Origin of the sequence: Mycobacterium sp. Root135 (assembly GCF_001426545.1) — a bacterium.
Lineage (GTDB): Bacteria > Actinomycetota > Actinomycetes > Mycobacteriales > Mycobacteriaceae > Mycobacterium.
Genome location: NZ_LMEZ01000007.1, coordinates 690,857 through 706,995, shown reverse-complemented (window position 1 = coordinate 706,995; position 16,139 = coordinate 690,857). Strand labels below are relative to the sequence as shown.

14 protein-coding genes are annotated in these 16,139 nt (G+C 68.3%); 9 read left to right on the top strand and 5 right to left on the bottom strand.

All coding sequences use genetic code 11. The features are described 5' to 3' along the window. The first annotated feature begins 9 nt into the window (after window positions 1–9). Window positions 10–1,413, top strand: coding sequence for a mycofactocin system GMC family oxidoreductase MftG (gene mftG, locus ASD37_RS31150; protein WP_082570353.1), 1,404 nt, complete (start codon window positions 10–12; stop codon window positions 1,411–1,413). Here the strand turns inward: mftG and ASD37_RS23590 are convergent. Further along, window positions 1,312–2,994, bottom strand: coding sequence for an MFS transporter (locus ASD37_RS23590; RefSeq protein ID WP_056557285.1), 1,683 nt, complete (start codon window positions 2,992–2,994; stop codon window positions 1,312–1,314). The genes mftG and ASD37_RS23590 overlap by 102 nt on opposite strands. A 69-nt stretch (window positions 2,995–3,063) precedes the next feature. Continuing rightward, the gene (locus ASD37_RS23585) at window positions 3,064–3,966 is read right to left on the bottom strand and encodes an Lrp/AsnC family transcriptional regulator (protein ID WP_056557284.1); all 903 of its coding nucleotides are present in this window, start codon (window positions 3,964–3,966) and stop codon (window positions 3,064–3,066) included. A 216-nt stretch (window positions 3,967–4,182) separates the two neighbouring features. Here ASD37_RS23585 and ASD37_RS23580 point away from each other — a divergent pair, with 216 nt between their 5' ends. The 5 genes from ASD37_RS23580 to ASD37_RS23560 all read left to right on the top strand — a co-directional run bounded on the left by ASD37_RS23580 (window position 4,183) and on the right by ASD37_RS23560 (window position 10,628). Continuing rightward, window positions 4,183–5,757: a cytosine permease gene (locus tag ASD37_RS23580; RefSeq protein ID WP_056557585.1), complete on the top strand. Its 1,575-nt coding sequence runs from the start codon at window positions 4,183–4,185 to the stop codon at window positions 5,755–5,757. Continuing rightward, window positions 5,754–6,743 (top strand): agmatinase, encoded by a 990-nt coding sequence (gene speB, locus ASD37_RS23575; RefSeq protein ID WP_056557280.1) that lies wholly within the window; start codon window positions 5,754–5,756, stop codon window positions 6,741–6,743. Before ASD37_RS23580 ends, speB begins: the two co-directional genes overlap by 4 nt. Beyond that, a complete protein-coding gene (locus ASD37_RS23570; RefSeq protein WP_056557277.1) occupies window positions 6,740–8,347 on the top strand; it encodes a thiamine pyrophosphate-binding protein in 1,608 nt (535 codons plus the stop codon). Before speB ends, ASD37_RS23570 begins: the two co-directional genes overlap by 4 nt. A gap of 10 nt (window positions 8,348–8,357) precedes the next feature. Beyond that, the gene (locus tag ASD37_RS23565) at window positions 8,358–9,848 is read left to right on the top strand and encodes a sodium:solute symporter (RefSeq protein ID WP_056557274.1); all 1,491 of its coding nucleotides are present in this window, start codon (window positions 8,358–8,360) and stop codon (window positions 9,846–9,848) included. 117 nt (window positions 9,849–9,965) lie between these two features. After that, entirely contained in the window at window positions 9,966–10,628 is a 663-nt protein-coding gene (locus ASD37_RS23560) for a TetR/AcrR family transcriptional regulator (RefSeq protein ID WP_056557579.1), read from the top strand. Here ASD37_RS23560 and ASD37_RS23555 read toward each other — a convergent pair. After that, window positions 10,594–11,847: a cytochrome P450 gene (locus tag ASD37_RS23555; protein ID WP_056557271.1), complete on the bottom strand. Its 1,254-nt coding sequence runs from the start codon at window positions 11,845–11,847 to the stop codon at window positions 10,594–10,596. The genes ASD37_RS23560 and ASD37_RS23555 overlap by 35 nt on opposite strands. A gap of 130 nt (window positions 11,848–11,977) precedes the next feature. Here ASD37_RS23555 and ASD37_RS23550 point away from each other — a divergent pair, with 130 nt between their 5' ends. Further along, window positions 11,978–13,561, top strand: coding sequence for a carboxylesterase/lipase family protein (locus ASD37_RS23550; protein ID WP_056557266.1), 1,584 nt, complete (start codon window positions 11,978–11,980; stop codon window positions 13,559–13,561). 3 nt (window positions 13,562–13,564) lie between these two features. Then, complete coding sequence (locus ASD37_RS23545; RefSeq protein ID WP_056557264.1) at window positions 13,565–13,918, top strand: nuclear transport factor 2 family protein; 354 nt, start codon at window positions 13,565–13,567, stop codon at window positions 13,916–13,918. Here ASD37_RS23545 and ASD37_RS23540 read toward each other — a convergent pair. After that, window positions 13,906–14,841, bottom strand: coding sequence for an alpha/beta hydrolase (locus ASD37_RS23540; RefSeq protein WP_056557261.1), 936 nt, complete (start codon window positions 14,839–14,841; stop codon window positions 13,906–13,908). The two genes, ASD37_RS23545 and ASD37_RS23540, sit on opposite strands and share 13 nt — an antisense overlap. Window positions 14,842–14,863: 22 nt before the next feature. Then, window positions 14,864–15,361 (bottom strand): hotdog fold domain-containing protein, encoded by a 498-nt coding sequence (locus ASD37_RS23535; protein WP_056557258.1) that lies wholly within the window; start codon window positions 15,359–15,361, stop codon window positions 14,864–14,866. 462 nt (window positions 15,362–15,823) lie between these two features. Here ASD37_RS23535 and rpsJ point away from each other — a divergent pair, with 462 nt between their 5' ends. Next, window positions 15,824–16,129, top strand: a complete 306-nt coding sequence (gene rpsJ, locus ASD37_RS23530) for a 30S ribosomal protein S10 (protein WP_003925843.1) — start codon at window positions 15,824–15,826, stop codon at window positions 16,127–16,129. The last annotated feature ends 10 nt before the right edge of the window (window positions 16,130–16,139 follow it).

Genomic DNA, 16,139 nt, shown 5'->3' with positions numbered 1-16,139 from the left:
GCATCTCCCTTGCACTCCGACGTCCTGATCGTCGGCGCGGGCAGCGCTGGTTGTGTTCTCGCCGAGACCCTTTCGCGTGACCCCGCCCGACGGGTGACGGTCGTCGAGTCGGGTCCCTCTGCGTCCGATCCGCGGGTGACCGATCAGATCGGCAACGGGCTGCGCCTCCCGATCGGAGCGGCGAGCTCGGTGGTCCGGCGCTACCAGACCACGCTGACCGACCGGCCGCGGCGGACCGCGTCGATCATGCGCGGGGCGGTCGTCGGCGGGTCGGGAGCGGTCAACGGCGGATACTTCTGCCGCGGGCTGCCCGCCGACTTCGAGGGCTGGGGGATCCCCGGCTGGTCGTGGGACGACGTGCTGCCACACTTCCTGGACATCGAGACCGACCTGGACTTCGCCGGCCCACTGCACGGTGCCGACGGCCCCATGCGGATTCAACGCATCACCGAATTCGAGCAGGGGGCAGTTGCTTTCGTCGACGCGGCGCGCGGTCGCGGTTACGAGTGGATCGACGACCTCAACGGTCCGGCCGCGGGACGGCCCGGAGTGGGTGCGGTGCCGCTGAACATCGAGCGCGGCACTCGCGTGGGCCCGGGGGAGGCCTTCCTCGGGCGGGCCGCGGGCCGCCCCAATCTGATGGTCCTGCCCAACCGCAGAGTGCGACGGATCCGGTTCGCCGGCAATCGCGCCGTCGGGGTGGAGTGCACCGGCGAGGACGACTTGACGGCCGATCGCGTGGTGCTGTCGGCGGGGGCCATCGGGTCCGCGCATCTGCTGATGCTGTCGGGCATCGGACCAGCCGCCCAACTGGCCGCCGCGGGAGTCCGCGTCCTGCAGGATCTGCCGGTGGGCACGCGCAGTGTCGACCATCCCGAATGGGTCCTTCCCGTCGACTGGCCCGCCGCGCCGGGTCGCCCACCGCTGGAGGTGCTGCTCACCACCGCCGACGGTCTGGAGATTCGTTGCTACACAACGGGTTTTGGCGCAATGACGGGCTCTACTGAGGACCCGGCCGATCGGCCGCACCTCGGGGTGACGCTGATGCGGCCGCGATCCCGCGGTCGACTGACCCTGACCTCCGTCGACGCCGAGGTCCCGCCGCTGATCGAACATCGCTACGACGGCTACGTGTCGGACGCCACGGCCCTGGCGGGCGGTGCCGACCTGGCCCACGATCTCGCGGGGTCGGGCTACGAGGCCCGTGACTCGTTCTGGTCGACGTCGCAGCATCTGTGCGGGACGGTCCCGATGGGGCGCGACGGCGAGGCGCCGCTGGACGAGAAGTGTCGGGTGCGCGGCGTTGAGGGGCTATGGGTGGTCGACGGGTCGGTGCTGCCCGACATCACCAGTCGCGGGCCGCACGCCACCATCGTCATGATCGGCCACCGGGCGGCCGAGTTCATCGCGTGATCGATGCCGGCCCTCGGCCCGGCGGCGCACGATCCGCGACTGGCGACCGTCCCTGCCAGGGGCCCAGAACGCCACGAAGACCGCGGCGATCACGATGACGACGGCGAGGACGAGCACCGACGACGCCATGGCGTCGATGAACGCTGACTTGGCCAGCTCGGCGAGCGGGCCGCCCTGCGGACCGATGCGCTCGGCCACCGCCAAGGCCTCCGCCAGTGAACCGGCCGCGCGCTCCCGCACGGGCTCGGGGAACCGGGTCAGGTCGGGGGCGAGCGCGGCGGTGTAGCGCCCGGCAAGAATGGAACCCGCGACCGCGATGCCGAGGGCGGCACCAATTTCGCGGGTGGCGTCGTTCACCGCCGACGCGACGCCCTGCTTCTCGTCGGGGACAGCACCCATGATGGCGGATGTGTTTGGCGCCGTGCAGAACCCGACGCCGGTGCTCAGCACCAGCAGGGGCCACGCCAGGTCGAGGTAGGTCGACCCGACGTCGAGCAAGCGTAGGCACAGCAGGCCTGCTGCGATCAGAAGGAGGCCGACCGTCACCGCAACGCGCAAACCGACCTTCGGGAGGTACCAGCCGGTGGCGACGCTGAGGATGAAGATGGGCACGATGAGTGGTGCCAATGCCATGGCGGACCCGAGCGGGCTGTAGCCCAGCACCAACTGGACGTACTGGATGACGACGAAGAAGAACCCGAAGTTGGCGAAGAAGAGGATCGTGACGCCGAGAGCACCGGTGGCGAAGTCCGGCCTGGCAAAGAGTCGAACGTCGAGCAACGGATGGGTCCGTCGGAGCTCCACGGCGGCGAACGCCACGGCGAACGCCACCCCGGCGGCCATGCATCCCCACGCCAGGGGATGGGTCCATCCGCGCGCGGGCGCCTCGATCACCCCGAAGACGAAGACGGCCACCGCGGCACCGATCAGCACCGCTCCCGGCCAATCAAGGGGTGCGGCGTCGTCGTCGCGCGAGGACGAGACCGTGCACGCCAAGGCGAACAACAGTGCGCCCGCGCCTGCGAAGGCCCAGAAGATCGACTGCCACGACCAGAACTCGAGTAGGAGACCGGTGACCAGGAATCCGAGGACGGCGCCCGACCCCGCCACGCCAGCCCAGATGCCAACTGCCTTGTTGCGTGCAGACTTCGGGTAGGCAGCGGTGAGCAGGGACAGCGTCGCAGGCATGACGAAGGCCGCGCCCGCACCGGCGACCGCCCTGGCGACGATCAACTCGACGGGTCCGTCGAGGAAGATGGGCGCGACGGAGGCGATGGTGAACACGGCGAGTCCGATGAGCAGTGCGCCGCGACGCCCATAGCGGTCACCGAACGCGCCTGCGGGCAGGAGCAAGCAGGCGAGCACCAGGGTGTAACCGTCGACGACCCACGTCAGCTGGGACTGGGTGGCAGAGGTCTCGACGGCGATGTCGGGGAGCGCGGAGTTCAGTGCCACCATCGAGGAAATGACCATCGACACGGCGAGGCAGGCCACCACCAGCAACCAGATTCGCGCCCGCGCGGACGCAGCGGCGGGCTCGTCGTCGACATTCTGGCGGGACGGCACGAAGGAACCGACCATGACGCCACCCCTTTCGTGGAACGGTTTTCGAGACTAACAGTCTCGTTGTGAGACCGACAGTCTCTGAAGTCAGTGGTCGACGCAAGCCACGTCGAATCCGGCGGCGTAGCTCTCCTTGACCACGTCGAGGTGCGACCAACTCTCCAGCGCTCGCACGTCGGGCAACGCGCGCACGGCGTCGAGCACCCCGACCAACTGCGCCGCAGAAAAGGCCCGCATCGTGGCCAGCAGGTCGAAGCGGCCAAGTGTGCGGGCGACGAAGATGACCGACGGCATCGCCGCCAACGCCGCCACCACGTCCTCGTGGCCGCCGGCCAGCCTGATGCCAAATCCCAGCGCGCTCTGCCGGTCCTGGCCGGAATGCCGGACCACGGCGCCGACGCGGACCACCCTGGCGTCGAGCAGGCGCACGACCCGCCTCCTGGCGCCGGCCGCCGACAGGCCGACCTTCGCCGCCAGTTCGACGTAGGAGGCGCGCCCATCGTCCTGCAGGGCGGCGAGCAGCGCACGGTCGGTGTCGTCCACCTCGGTTCTGACCGTGCCGACGGGGCTGATGACATCCCTCATCACCTCGACGTAAATCAGCGTGTCCACCCCCGAAACGCCTGGCAGCGAGCGAAGTTCGGACACCACCGCGTCGACGTCTCCGGCCGACGCCGACCGGATCTCTGCGACCAGGGCGTGCGGTCCGCCGGTCAACGACAGGAACGGCACGTCGTCACGGCGGGCGAGTTCGGCGGCGATCGGGGCGGCGGGTCCGTGGACGGAGACGCTCACGTGGGCCAGTGCGCCGCGACCCAGCACGGCGGGATGCACGGCGCCTCGGATCACCACTTGCCCGCTGGCGATGAGGCGCTGGACACGGGTCGCGGCCGTGGACCGGGACAGCCCCATCGAGCGGGCGATCTCGCGATGCGTGAGGCGGCCATCCGCTTCGAGGAGTGCCACGATCGCCTCGTCGACCTCATCCATCGCGTTCTCCTGAAATTGATCGGAAGTTCTTTCGGCCCGGGTGCTCCGCCATATCGGACAGCAATGCGCCCACTCTCGTTCGATTATGGGTGGATATTCCCGAGCGATTCAACACATCGTGATCAAAAACCTCCGAGTAATGAATGAACTGCTTGCGAGGCTGCCGACCGCAGTTCTACGGTGACCCACAACACATTCACAGGCGAGAGGACGGCCATGGCCGCCGACAAGGCAGCGCCCTCAGCTCCACCGAAGATCACCGACGTCGAAGCGCACGGCGTCGAACCGATTCCCGACGCGGAACGCACCGCCCGCCCGCTGGATCTGTTCCGGCTGACGTTCGGTGGCGCCAACACCATCGCCACCGTCGTGCTTGGCAGCTTCCCCATCATCTTCGGCCTGTCGTTTCGCGACGCCCTGCTCGCCACTCTTCTGGGGGTCGTCCTCGGCGCGGCGATCCTGGCGCCGATGGCTTTGTTCGGTCCGCGCAACGGCACCAACAACGCGGTCTCCTCGTCGGCGCATCTCGGTGTGCACGGACGGGTGGTCGGCTCCTTCCTGTCGCTGCTGACCGCCGTCGCGTTCTTCTCCATCTCGGTGTGGACGTCCGGTGACGTGCTGGTCGGCGGTGCCAATCGCGCACTTGGCTTGCCCGACAGCAATATCGCGGTAGGTGTCGCGTACGGCATCTTCGCGCTTCTGGTGCTGGTGGTCTGCATCTACGGATTCCGATTCATGCTGCTGGTCAACAAGATTGCCGTCGTCGCCGCCACCGTGTTGTTCCTGCTCGGCATCTTCGCGTTCGCAGGCACCTTCGATCCGGGATACGCGGGCATATTCGGTGCGGACGCAGACGCCGCCACCAACGCGCTCTACTGGCCGTCGTTCGTCGGTGCAGCGCTGATCGTCATGTCCAATCCAGTCAGTTTTGGTGCGTTCCTTGGTGACTGGGCGCGCTACATCCCCCGGGACACCCCGGTACGGAAGTCGATGGCCGCCGCGTTCCTCGCGCAGATCGCCACGCTGGTGCCGTTCCTCTTCGGCTTGGTGACCGCGTCGGTGGTGGCGACCAACGCACCGGAGTTCGTCGACGAGGGCAACTACATCGGCGGCCTGCTCGCGGTGTCGCCCGGCTGGTACTTCCTGCCGGTCTGCCTGATCGCGTTGATCGGTGGCATGTCCACCGGGACCACGGCGCTCTACGGCACCGGGCTCGACTTCTCCAGTGTCTTCCCGCGATTCAGCCGGGTGCAGGCAACGGTGATCATCGGTGTGATTGCGATCGCATTCATCTTCGTCGGCCGCTTCGCGTTCAACGTGGTGCAGAGCATCTCGACGTTCGCGGTGCTGATCGTGACGTGTACCGCCCCCTGGATGGTCGTGATGATGATCGGCTGGGTGGTGCGGCGCGGCTGGTACGACTCGGATGCGCTGCAAGTGTTCAACCGCAGGCAGCGTGGCGGACGGTATTGGTTCCGGCACGGCTGGAACTGGCGCGGTCTCGGCGCCTGGCTGGTATCGGCAGGCCTGAGCATCTGCTTCGTCAACCTGCCCGGCCAATTCATCGGTCCGCTGGGCGATCTCGCGAACGGTGTCGACCTGTCGATCCCGGTCGGTCTCGGCCTGGCCGCCGTGCTGTACCCGGTGCTGCTGTTCGTCTTCCCGGAACCGGCCGACGCCTTCGGACCGGACGGACCACGGTTCGTCCCGGCCGGACCCGCGGCGAACAATCCGATCACCACCGTCGACGAACCCGCAATCACCACGAACACAGAGGGAGTAGTTGCGTGACTAAGCGAGAAGCGGAGCGGGATCGCGCATCGGTAGCGCCGATCGGCCCGATCGACGCATCGAAGACACCGCGATTCGCGGGCCCGGCATCATTCGCGCGGCTGCCCCGGCTGGACCAAGTGCCCCACGCCGACGTCGTCGTGGCCGGGGTGCCGTTCGACTCCGGGGTGTCCTACCGGCCCGGCGCCCGCTTCGGCCCGACCCACGTCCGGGAAGCGTCGCGCCTGCTGCGGCCCTACAACCCGGCGCTTGACGTGTCGCCGTTCGACATCGCGCAGGTCGCCGACGCGGGAGACATCGCCGTCAATCCGTTCAACATTCACGAGGCCATCGAGACGATCGAGGCCGCCGCGGTCGAGCTGACCAAGAACGACACCGCGCTGGTGACGATCGGCGGCGACCACACCATCGCGCTGCCGCTGCTGCGCGCCGCCGCGCAGAAGCACGGCCCAGTGGCGCTGGTGCACTTCGATGCACATCTCGACACCTGGGACACCTACTTCGGTGCCGAATATACGCACGGCACCCCGTTCCGCCGCGCCGTCGAGGAGGGCATCCTCGACACCGAGGCGCTGTCTCACGTCGGCACCCGCGGACCGCTGTACGGCAAGAAGGATCTCGAGGACGACCGCCGATTCGGATTCGGCATCGTCACCTCGTCCGACATCTACTACCAGGGCGTGCGAGAGGTCGTCGACAAGCTCCGGCAGCGCCTCGGCAACCGCCCGGTCTACGTGTCGATCGACATCGACGTCCTCGACCCCGCACACGCGCCTGGCACCGGCACCCCGGAAGCCGGCGGCATGACCAGTCGCGAACTGCTCGAGATCCTCCGTGGCTTCCGCGGACTCAACCTGATCGGTGCCGACGTCGTCGAGGTCGCGCCTGCCTATGACCACGCCGAGATCACCAGTGTCGCCGCCGCGCACGTCGCCTACGACCTGGTGTCCCTGCTGGCGATGCGACACGAGGAGCGCGTGGGGTGACGCGCAATGGAGGCGACGTTGTCGTCGAAACCCTTGCGGCGCTCGGGATTTCACACGTCTTCGGCATCCCCGGCCAGAACGCACTCGCACTGTTCGACGCGATCCGTCGCAGCGACCTGACGTTCGTGAGCTCGCGGGTGGAGAACAACTCGGCGTTCGGAGCCGACGGATACGCCAGGGCAACCGGCGAGGTCGGCGTGCTGTTCCTGTCGACCGGACCGGGCGCCCTGACTGCGCTCGGTGCACTGCAGGAGGCCTACGCGACGGGCGTTCCGCTGTTGGTGATCACCAGCCAGGTTCCGCGATCGGGCCTCGGGCTGCGCCGCGGCATGCTCCACCAACTCGACGACCAACGGCGCAGCGCGGTCAACGTCACGAAGAGCACTGCCGTTGCCAGCCATTCGTCACAGCTGCCCAGCCTGCTCGCCGACGCGTGGTCGCTGGCTCAGTCCGCTCCGGCCGGGCCGACGTGGGTGGAGATACCACAGGACGTGTTGCTCGAGCCGGCCGACGCTCCACGCGTCGCCTCGGTGGTCACCGAGGTCTCCGACCGAGCGCCGCGGGAGGAACTCGTCGACGCGGCCGCCGAACTGCTCAGCGCCGCGCGACGACCGGTGATCCTGGCAGGCGGGGGAGTCCGGCGCTCCCGTCGCGGGTCGGAGGCGCTCGTCGCCTTGGCGGAAAGGCTTGACGCGCCGGTGGTTTCGACGGTCGGCGGCAAGGGCGCCATCCGGTTCGACCACCCGCTGTCGGCGGGCTCGTGGATCGAGGACCGCCACACCACCGCGCTGCTCGAGGATGCCGACGTCTTGCTTGCGGTCGGCACCGCGATGGGCGAGGTGACGAGCAACTACTTCACGTTCGCGCCGAAGGGTCGGTTGATCCACGTCGACGCCGAATCCCGGGTCTTGGAGGCCAACCACCCCGCTCTCGCCATTCATGCCGACGCCGGTATCGCGTTGGCGGCCATTGCCACACGGGTGGTGCCGCGCGACGTCGGTGATGGCGCCGGGATCGCAGCAGGCCTGCGCCAGGCCGTCGAGGATCGGCTCGCCGGCCAGGACGTCAAAACCGAGCTGGCATTGATGCGCGACCTACGGGCCGCCATTCCCGCTGCGGCACAGACGTTCTGGGACATGACGATTGCGGCGTACTGGGCGTGGTCGGCGTGGGATCCGCAGGACGGCGAGTTTCACTCCGGTCAGGGCGCCGGAGGGCTCGGCTTCGCCTTCCCTGCCGCCGTGGCCGCCGCCATCGGGACGGGTCGGCGGACCTTTGCGGTGTCGGGCGACGGCGGTGCCATGTACTCCATCGCCGAGCTTGCGACAGCCCGCCAGCACGACGCCGACGTCACGTGGCTGATCGTGGACGACGGCGGCTACGGCATTCTGCGCGAGTACATGGCGGATGCCTTCGGCCAGGCCACCGCCACCGAATTGACCAGGCCCGACTTCGTCGCGCTGGCAGCGAGTTTCGGAGTCCCGGCACATCTGGCCACGCTCGACACCGTCGGCGAGGTCGTTGCCGGCACCTTCGGCACCCGCGGTCCCGCGGTGGTCGTCCTCCCCGCATTGCTGCACATGTTTGCACCAACCCACCTCTGAGGAGCTCGTCATGGGCAAACCGCTCGACATCGCCATCATCGTCGTCTATCTCGCCGCCATGCTCGCCTTCGGGTTCTGGGGGAAGACCAAGACCAAGGACTCAGCCGACTTCCTCGTCGCCGGAAGGCGACTGGGGCCCGCGCTCTACACCGGAACCATGGCCGCCGTCGTGCTCGGCGGCGCGTCGACCGTCGGCGGTGTGGGCCTCGGATACAAGTGGGGCATCTCCGGGATGTGGCTGGTGGTCGCCATCGCGGTGGGACTGTTGGCCTTGAGCCTGCTCTTCGCCGGCCGCATCCAGCGGCTGAAGGTCTACACCGTGGCCCAGATGCTGCGGCTGCGGTACGGGGTCGACGCGACGTCGGCGTCCGGAATCGTCATGGTCGCCTACACGTTGATGCTGTCGGTGACGTCGACGATCGCCTACGCCACCGTCTTCAACGTCCTGTTCGGTACCGACCGCACGGTGTCGGTGATCATCGGCGGCGTGATCGTCATGCTGTACTCCTCGATCGGCGGCATGTGGTCGATCACGCTCACCGACATGGTGCAGTTCATCCTCAAGACCATCGGCATCTTCTTCCTGCTGCTGCCCTTCACCTGGAACAAGGCGGGCGGCCTGGACGGCATCCGAGAGCGTGCCGGTGACACGGTGTTCGACCTCGGCGCCATCGGAATGCCGACGATCATCACGTTCTTCGTCGTCTACAGCTTCGGAATGCTCATCGGACAGGACATTTGGCAGCGGGTGTTCACCGCGCGCTCGCCGGGGGTCGCCAAGTGGGGCGGTACCACCGCCGCGGTGTACTGCCTCCTCTACGGCGTCGCCGGGGCGGCGATCGGAATGGCCGCGTCGACGTTCCTGCCCCACGTCGAAGCCAAGGACGACGTGTACGCCCAGATCGCCGAGACGATCCTGCCCGTCGGCATCAGCGGCCTCGTGCTGGCGGCCGCGGTCGCGGCGATGATGTCCACGGCGTCGGGGGCGTTGATCGCCACCGCGACGGTGGCCAAGACCGACGTGAAACCGTTGCTGCTCAGGGTGTTCGGCAAGACCGCGGAACGCGAGGACGTCGAACGTGGCCGGGACGAGCGGAGCGACGGGGGAGCCGACGTGCACTCCGACCGGCTGTACGTGGTGGCGCTTGGCATCGCGGTGATCGTCATCGCGGCGCTGCTCAACGACGTCGTCGCGGCGCTGACCATCGCCTACGACATCCTGGTCGGCGGTCTGCTGGTCGCGATCCTCGGTGGATTCGTCTGGAAGCGCGCCACCGGCACCGGCGCACTGTGGTCGATGGGGGTCGGCACCGTCGTCACCCTCGGCACCATGTTCGTCGTCGGCGACGTACTCGCCAACGAGCCGATCTACTACGGCCTTGGCGCGAGCCTGCTCGCCTACGTGGTCGCGAGCCTGATGACGCCGCCCACCCCACCCGAGGTGCTGCGGGTGTGGGACGACCGACTGGCCGGCAAGGACGAGGCGGCGGTCACCACCTAGGACGTCGACGTCCTGGCGGGGCGGCACGAAGGGGCCGACCACGTCGCCACCCCTTGCGTCGAACGAGACCGATAGTCTCACGGGCACCCATTCCCGTCGCTGGAGGTGAAGCGCACGATGCCGGCCGAGCACTCCGACCCACGCCCCGCACGTTCGCGGGCGCGACTGCTCGACGCCGCGACCGCGCTGCTGCGGTCCGGTGGGCCGAGTGCCGTCACCGTCGACGCCGTCACCCGCAGCGCGAACGTCGCGAGAGCCACGCTCTACCGGCACTTCTCCAGTGCCAACGACCTGTTGGCCGCCAGCTTCACCAGCCTGATTCCGCCGCCTCCCATGCCGCCCGAGAACGGCTCACTGCGGGACCGGCTCACCGCGATCGTGGTGGCGTGGGCCGAGTCGATCGCCGAAGCGCCAACGGCCCTCACCGCGATGTCGTGGCTGTCCCTCGGCCCGGACATCGGTCAGCTGGCGCACTTGCGCAACGACGACCCGGCCAGCCCCGAGGTGCGGTCGCTCAGGGAGCGCATCGCGCAGCAGTACTCGGCGCCGTTCGACGTGATCTTCGACGGCCCGCAAGCCGCGGCCGAACTCGAGGACGTCGACCGCGCCGTGGCCCTGGCGCTGCTGATCGGCCCGCTGGCCTTCGGACGGCTCAGCACGCTCGTCGAGTTCGACTACGAGAAGGTGGCGGTGGCCGCGGTCGACGGATTCCTGCTGGCGTTCGCCAAGAAGCCCGGCGGAACTGCTACCGCATCGAGTACCGAATCGGAAGGTGCTTGAGGCCGCCGACGAACGTCGTCGCGGAAAGCTCTGGCACACCGGCCAATTCGACGGATTCGAGGCGCGGTATCAGCTCGGTGAACAAGCTGTTCATCTCCATCCTGGCGAGCGCCGCACCCAGACAGAAGTGCACGCCGTAGCCAAACGCGACGTGCTTGTTCGGATCGCGGCCGACGTCGAACCGGAACGGATCGGTGAAGACCTCCTCGTCGCGGTTGCCCGACACGTACGCCAGATACACGGACTCACCCTCGGCGATGTGCACGCCCCGGATGGTGGTGTCCGCGGCGGCGGTGCGCATGAATTCCTTGACCGGAGTCGACCATCGGATCATCTCCTCGACCGCGGTGGGCATCAGACTCGGATCGTTGCGCAGCCGCTCGAGCTCACCGGGATTGTCGATCAGCGCCCGCATCCCACCCGAGATCGCGTCCTTGGTGGTGTCGTGCCCGGCACTGGCCACGATGACGTAGTACGACGCGGTGTCGACGTCGGACAGCGGCTCGCCGTCGATGAGGCCGTTGGCGATCGCCGAGGCGAGGTCGTCGGTCGGATGCTCCCGGCGTGAGGCGGTCAACTGTGAGAAGTACGCGAAGAAGTCGAGCAGCACCGCGAACTGATCCTCAAGGGATCCGCCGTCGCGCTTGTACTCGTCGTCGTCGCCGCCGAACATCTCCTGAGTCAGGGAGTGCATGCGACCGAAGTCGGATTCGGGCAGGCCGAGAAGCGACATGATCACGTACAGCGGGAAGTCGACGGCGACGTCGGTCACGAAGTCGCATTCGGGCCCGATGTCGGCCATCTTGTCGACGTAGCGCTTGGCGAGCTCGTCGATGCGCACCTTGAGGTCGCGCATCGCCTTGGGGCGGAACCAGTCGGCGCCGATCCGGCGGACCTTGCGGTGGTGAGGGTCGTCCATGTGGATCAGCGTCCTCAGCCCGATGCCCGACTCGAGCTGTTGCTTGGCCATGTCGTCGGCGGCCGCGGTGGCCAACAGGGGGCGGGGCTCGCTGAGGAAGAGCTCGTTGTCGCGTTCGACGGCCATGATGTCGGCGTGCTTGGTGATCGCCCAGAACGGACGATAGCGTCGATTCTCAACCCACGCAACGGGATTGGTCGCCCGCAGCTCGGTGAGAGCCGCGTGCAGGCGGTCGTCGTCGGCGTAGGCGGTCGGGTCGGCCAGTACCTTTGCCGGGTCCTCGTCGGTCGGTGTGCTCATGGTGGCTCCTGATACGCGGGCTGCGCTTGACGGGTGTCAAACGCACAGTCTAGGGGTGCATAGTGGGCTGGCTCACACCGCGCACTCCGCCCGAGTGTCGGCCCGACCGCCATCGGTAGGCTCAGCCGAGATGCGCCGAAAATCGATTGGTCGCCAGGCGACGACGATCCTGGTTGCCGTGCTCGTCCTGCTCGCGGGGTGTGCCCGCGGCGACGACCCAGCCGCGACGCCACCTCCGCCCGCCGACCCCGCAGTCGTCCAGACCGCGACCGGTGCCGTCCGCGGGGTCGTCGCACCCGACCACCGTCTGTTCGCCGGAATCCCCTATGCCGCACCACCCGTCGGCCCCTTGCGCTGGCAGCCCCCGGCCCCCGCGCCGTCGTGGCCAGGAGTCCGCGACGCGACGCACACCGGCCCCCGCTGCATGCAGGACGCCAGCGATCTCGAGATGGGCAGACGGACCTCCGAGGACTGTCTGTCACTGAACGTGTGGACACCCCCGCCGTCGGAGAAGAAACGCGCCGTCATGGTGTGGATTCACGGTGGCGCCTTCGTCAACGGCAGCAGCGGCATCTACGACTCGCGCTGGCTGGCGTCCCGCGGCGACGTCGTCGTCGTCACGGTGAACTACCGGCTCGGAGCGTTGGGCTTCCTCGCCCACCCGTCACTCGGGCCGCCCGGAGCCGTCGGCAACTACGGGCTCTCCGATCAGCAGGCCGCGCTGCGGTGGGTACGCGACAACATCGCCAACTTCGGCGGCGACCCGGACGCAGTCACCATCGCCGGCGAATCGGCGGGCGGGATGTCGGTGTGCGACCACCTCGTCGCCCCGGGGTCCGAAGGCCTCTTCCGGGCGGCGATCATCCAGAGCGGACCGTGCCAGGCGCAGCTCCCGTTGCCCGATGCGCAGCGGGCCAGCGTCGACTACGCACGCGACGCCGGGTGCGAGGACGTGCGCACCGTCGCCGTCTGCCTGCGCGCGCTTCCGGCCGAGAAGCTGCGAAAGCCCGTGTGGTACTACCGGATCGGCGACGACGCGTTGAGTGGTCCCGTCACGGGAACCAAGGTTCTCCCCGTGGATCCGATGAAGGCGATCGCCGAGGGTCGCGCCGCGAAGGTCCCGGTGCTGATCGGCACCAACCACGACGAGTTCACGTTGTTCGTGGCGCTGGAGTACCTCCGGCTGAAGAAGCCGTACACCGAGGCGCAGTATCCGCAGCTGCTCGAGCAGACCTTCGGCCGCGACGCCGCCGCCGTGGCCACGCACTATCCGTTGGCCCGCTACGGGGGCAGCGTGCCGCTCGCGTACTCGGCGGCCGTCACCGACGGGGTCTTCGCCTGCGTGGCGGACCGGATGACCGAAGGCTTCGCCAAGACGGACCCGGTGTACGCCTACCAGTTCGACGACCGAGGTGCACCAGCGCCGGAAGCCCTGCGCGCGTTGCCCTTTCCGGTCGGCGCCAGCCACTCGCTCGAGCTTCGGTACCTCTTCGACATCGGCGGCGCCCCTCCGCTGGACCCCAACCAACGGGTGCTGTCCGATCAGATGATCGACGCGTGGAGTCAGTTCGTCCGCGACGGACACCCCGGTGACGACTGGCCCGCCTTCGACGCCGAGGAAAAGCGGTTGTCGTTGCGGCCCGGCGGCAGCAAGGTGGTGACCGACTTCGACCAGTCGCGTCAATGCCCGTTCTGGGCCGGCCTCAAGGAGTAGCCCATGCCGACACCCGATGCGGCGGCGTTCGCGCTGGCATGGACTCAGGCCTGGAACGACCACGACGTGGAGGCGGTGCTCGCCCACTTCCACGACGACGTCGTCTTCACCTCACCGGTCGCCGCGCGCGTGATCCCGGAAAGTGGGGGAGTGGTCCGCGGGAAGGCGGCCCTGCGCGACTACTGGCTGACGGCGCTCCGCGTCCTACCCGACTTGTACTTCGAGGTCGTGGACGTCTATCGGGGTGAGTCGCTGCTGGTGATCAACTACCGCAACGAACGCGGCGGTCTGGTCAACGAGGTGTTGATGTTCGACGGCGACCTGGTCCGCGAGGGACACGGCACCTATCGGGAGTGAGCCACGGGGACGTTGGCCGCCAAGAACGCCAGTTGGTCGGCGACGACGGTCGAGAAGGATGGCTCCACGTACGGGTCGAAATGACCGCAGTCGTAGGTGTGGACGGTCGGCCGGGCCATCGCATGCGCGGCTCGCAGCGCGACGCGGCGCGGCGTCACCGCGTCATATGCGGCCACCTGAACCAGCGTCGGGCAGGAGACTCCACGCGCCTGCCGCCTGGGGGAGTAGAGGCCGATCTTCAGCGCCACCCGCGCGGCCACGAAGAGGGGAGCCGATGCCGCCTCCGGTCCCGACTCGGCCACCAGTCGTCGCATCCCTGGAAGGGCATCCGGGGACGTCATGACCGCCGTCGTGCCCGGTGCGCCGGCAGAGTCGACGTAGACGGGAGCGCGGTGCCGCCAGGCGCGCAGTTGGTCCCGCAGCGCGGACGGGGCCAGTCGCAGGCTGGCCAGCACGCCGGTGGCCGCGACGGCGGCCGCCCCGCTGACGTGGGGAACCTGCGCGATGACCGCGGCCAGCGGAACCCCGGTGCCGGCCAGCGCGATGACGTGCCCGCCGGACAGCGACGTCCCCCACGCCACGACGCGGGCGGCGTCGACGCCCGGAAGCTGGCGTGCGAAGCCAAGGGCCGCCCGCCAGTCGGCGTGCTGTGCCTTGATGTCCAGCACCTGCCGCGGCTGGCCATCGCTGTCGCCGAATCCGCGGTAGTCGAAGACGACCACGGCGTAGCCGGCGCCGGCGAACCGCTCGGCGTAGGCATACAGCCGCATCGCCCGGACGCCGCCGAAGCCGTGGGCCATCACCACGACCGGCGCCGCAGTGCCTGCGGCCCGTGAGCGGTACACGCGGGCAGCGCAGCGGATGCCCTCGGAGTCGAAGTGCGCCTCGTCGTAGGTGAACGTCACGTCGGGTGTCTCGGTCACGGGTGCTCCCAGTGGTCGGTGGTCAGTCGCGGGGGTTAGTGGGCGTTACCCACGTGGTGATGTCGGCATGCACGACCTCGACGCCGTTTCGGTCCACGACGCTGACCGGGATCACCAGCTCGGTGCCCTCGTTGATGGTGTCGAAGTCCGGCGGCTCGACCTTGGCCGTCGCCCGCAGCGACGTCGTCGCCTTGGCCAGGTACTCGACTGACATCGCCTTCGGGATCCAGCGGTGCGTAGTGGGCACCGTCGCCTCCATCAGCATGCCCATCGCCATCTCGGCGGCGTTGCACGACGCGATGGCGTGCACCGTCGACAAGTGGTTGTGGACGAAGAACCACTTCGGGACCGTGACCTCTGCCAACCCCGGCTCCATCCGCACCACGTGGGGTAGCACCGACGCGAAGTACGGGACCCGCACCATGGCTGCCGCGGAGAACAGTCGGCTCCCGCCCGGGCGTCCGGAGAGCCGCCTCCACATGCGGTAGGTGGCCGTCGGCGACGTCGGGGCGGTGGGCATGGAGCGCTACCTTACTCTGGAGTAAGGAAACGGAGACGCCGAGCGTGACGCCACCGCGAGGATTTCGCGCCAGGACCGGCGCTGGCGTCACGTTGGGCGCCCGTGGCAGGGTGGAAACAGCCGTCGCCGACCACCGATGATTCCCGCGCGACCAGGAATTTGGAGCACACGGGGATCTGAGGCATACTGTTCGGGTTGCCTTGAGCCGGGACGATGCTTGACCTAGAGCATGTCTGGCTTAGGCGACCGACCAGCGCCCTTACGGGCGCGTCCGGTCCCACCTCGACTGCGGCGGATTTTAGACGCGGACGAGTATGCGCGAAGGCGACACGCCCGAGCGCGGGGGTCGGTGGACCACAGACAGGTAAACAGCGGCGGCATAGCCAGCGCGCTACCCAACGGGTAGAGCGCACGAAGACCAAGCCCATTCAGTGGGCTCGTTAATAGTGAGGTAGGACAAGCGTGGCGGGACAAAAGATCCGCATCAGGCTCAAGGCCTATGACCACGAGGCGATCGATGCCTCGGCGCGCAAGATCGTCGAGACGGTCACCCGTACGGGCGCGAGTGTCGTTGGCCCGGTGCCGCTGCCGACGGAGAAGAACATCTACTGCGTCATCCGCTCCCCGCATAAGTACAAGGACTCGCGGGAGCACTTCGAGATGCGCACCCACAAGCGCCTGATCGACATCCTCGACCCGACGCCGAAGACCGTTGACGCTCTCATGCGCATCGATCTGCCGGCGAGCGTCGACGTCAACATCCAGTAGGAGAGACCAG

Bases quoted from the DNA above. Each gene is read 5' to 3' on its own strand.
- ASD37_RS23535 (WP_056557258.1), bottom strand. From the start codon at position 15,361: ATGCCCACCGCCCCGACGTCGCCGACGGCCACCTACCGCATGTGGAGG.
- ASD37_RS23550 (WP_056557266.1), top strand. From the start codon at position 11,978: ATGCGCCGAAAATCGATTGGTCGCCAGGCGACGACGATCCTGGTTGCC.
- ASD37_RS23590 (WP_056557285.1), bottom strand. From the start codon at position 2,994: ATGGTCGGTTCCTTCGTGCCGTCCCGCCAGAATGTCGACGACGAGCCC.
- ASD37_RS23580 (WP_056557585.1), top strand. From the start codon at position 4,183: ATGGCCGCCGACAAGGCAGCGCCCTCAGCTCCACCGAAGATCACCGAC.
- ASD37_RS23585 (WP_056557284.1), bottom strand. From the start codon at position 3,966: ATGGATGAGGTCGACGAGGCGATCGTGGCACTCCTCGAAGCGGATGGC.
- ASD37_RS23555 (WP_056557271.1), bottom strand. From the start codon at position 11,847: ATGAGCACACCGACCGACGAGGACCCGGCAAAGGTACTGGCCGACCCG.
- ASD37_RS23545 (WP_056557264.1), top strand. From the start codon at position 13,565: ATGCCGACACCCGATGCGGCGGCGTTCGCGCTGGCATGGACTCAGGCC.
- ASD37_RS23565 (WP_056557274.1), top strand. From the start codon at position 8,358: ATGGGCAAACCGCTCGACATCGCCATCATCGTCGTCTATCTCGCCGCC.
- ASD37_RS23560 (WP_056557579.1), top strand. From the start codon at position 9,966: ATGCCGGCCGAGCACTCCGACCCACGCCCCGCACGTTCGCGGGCGCGA.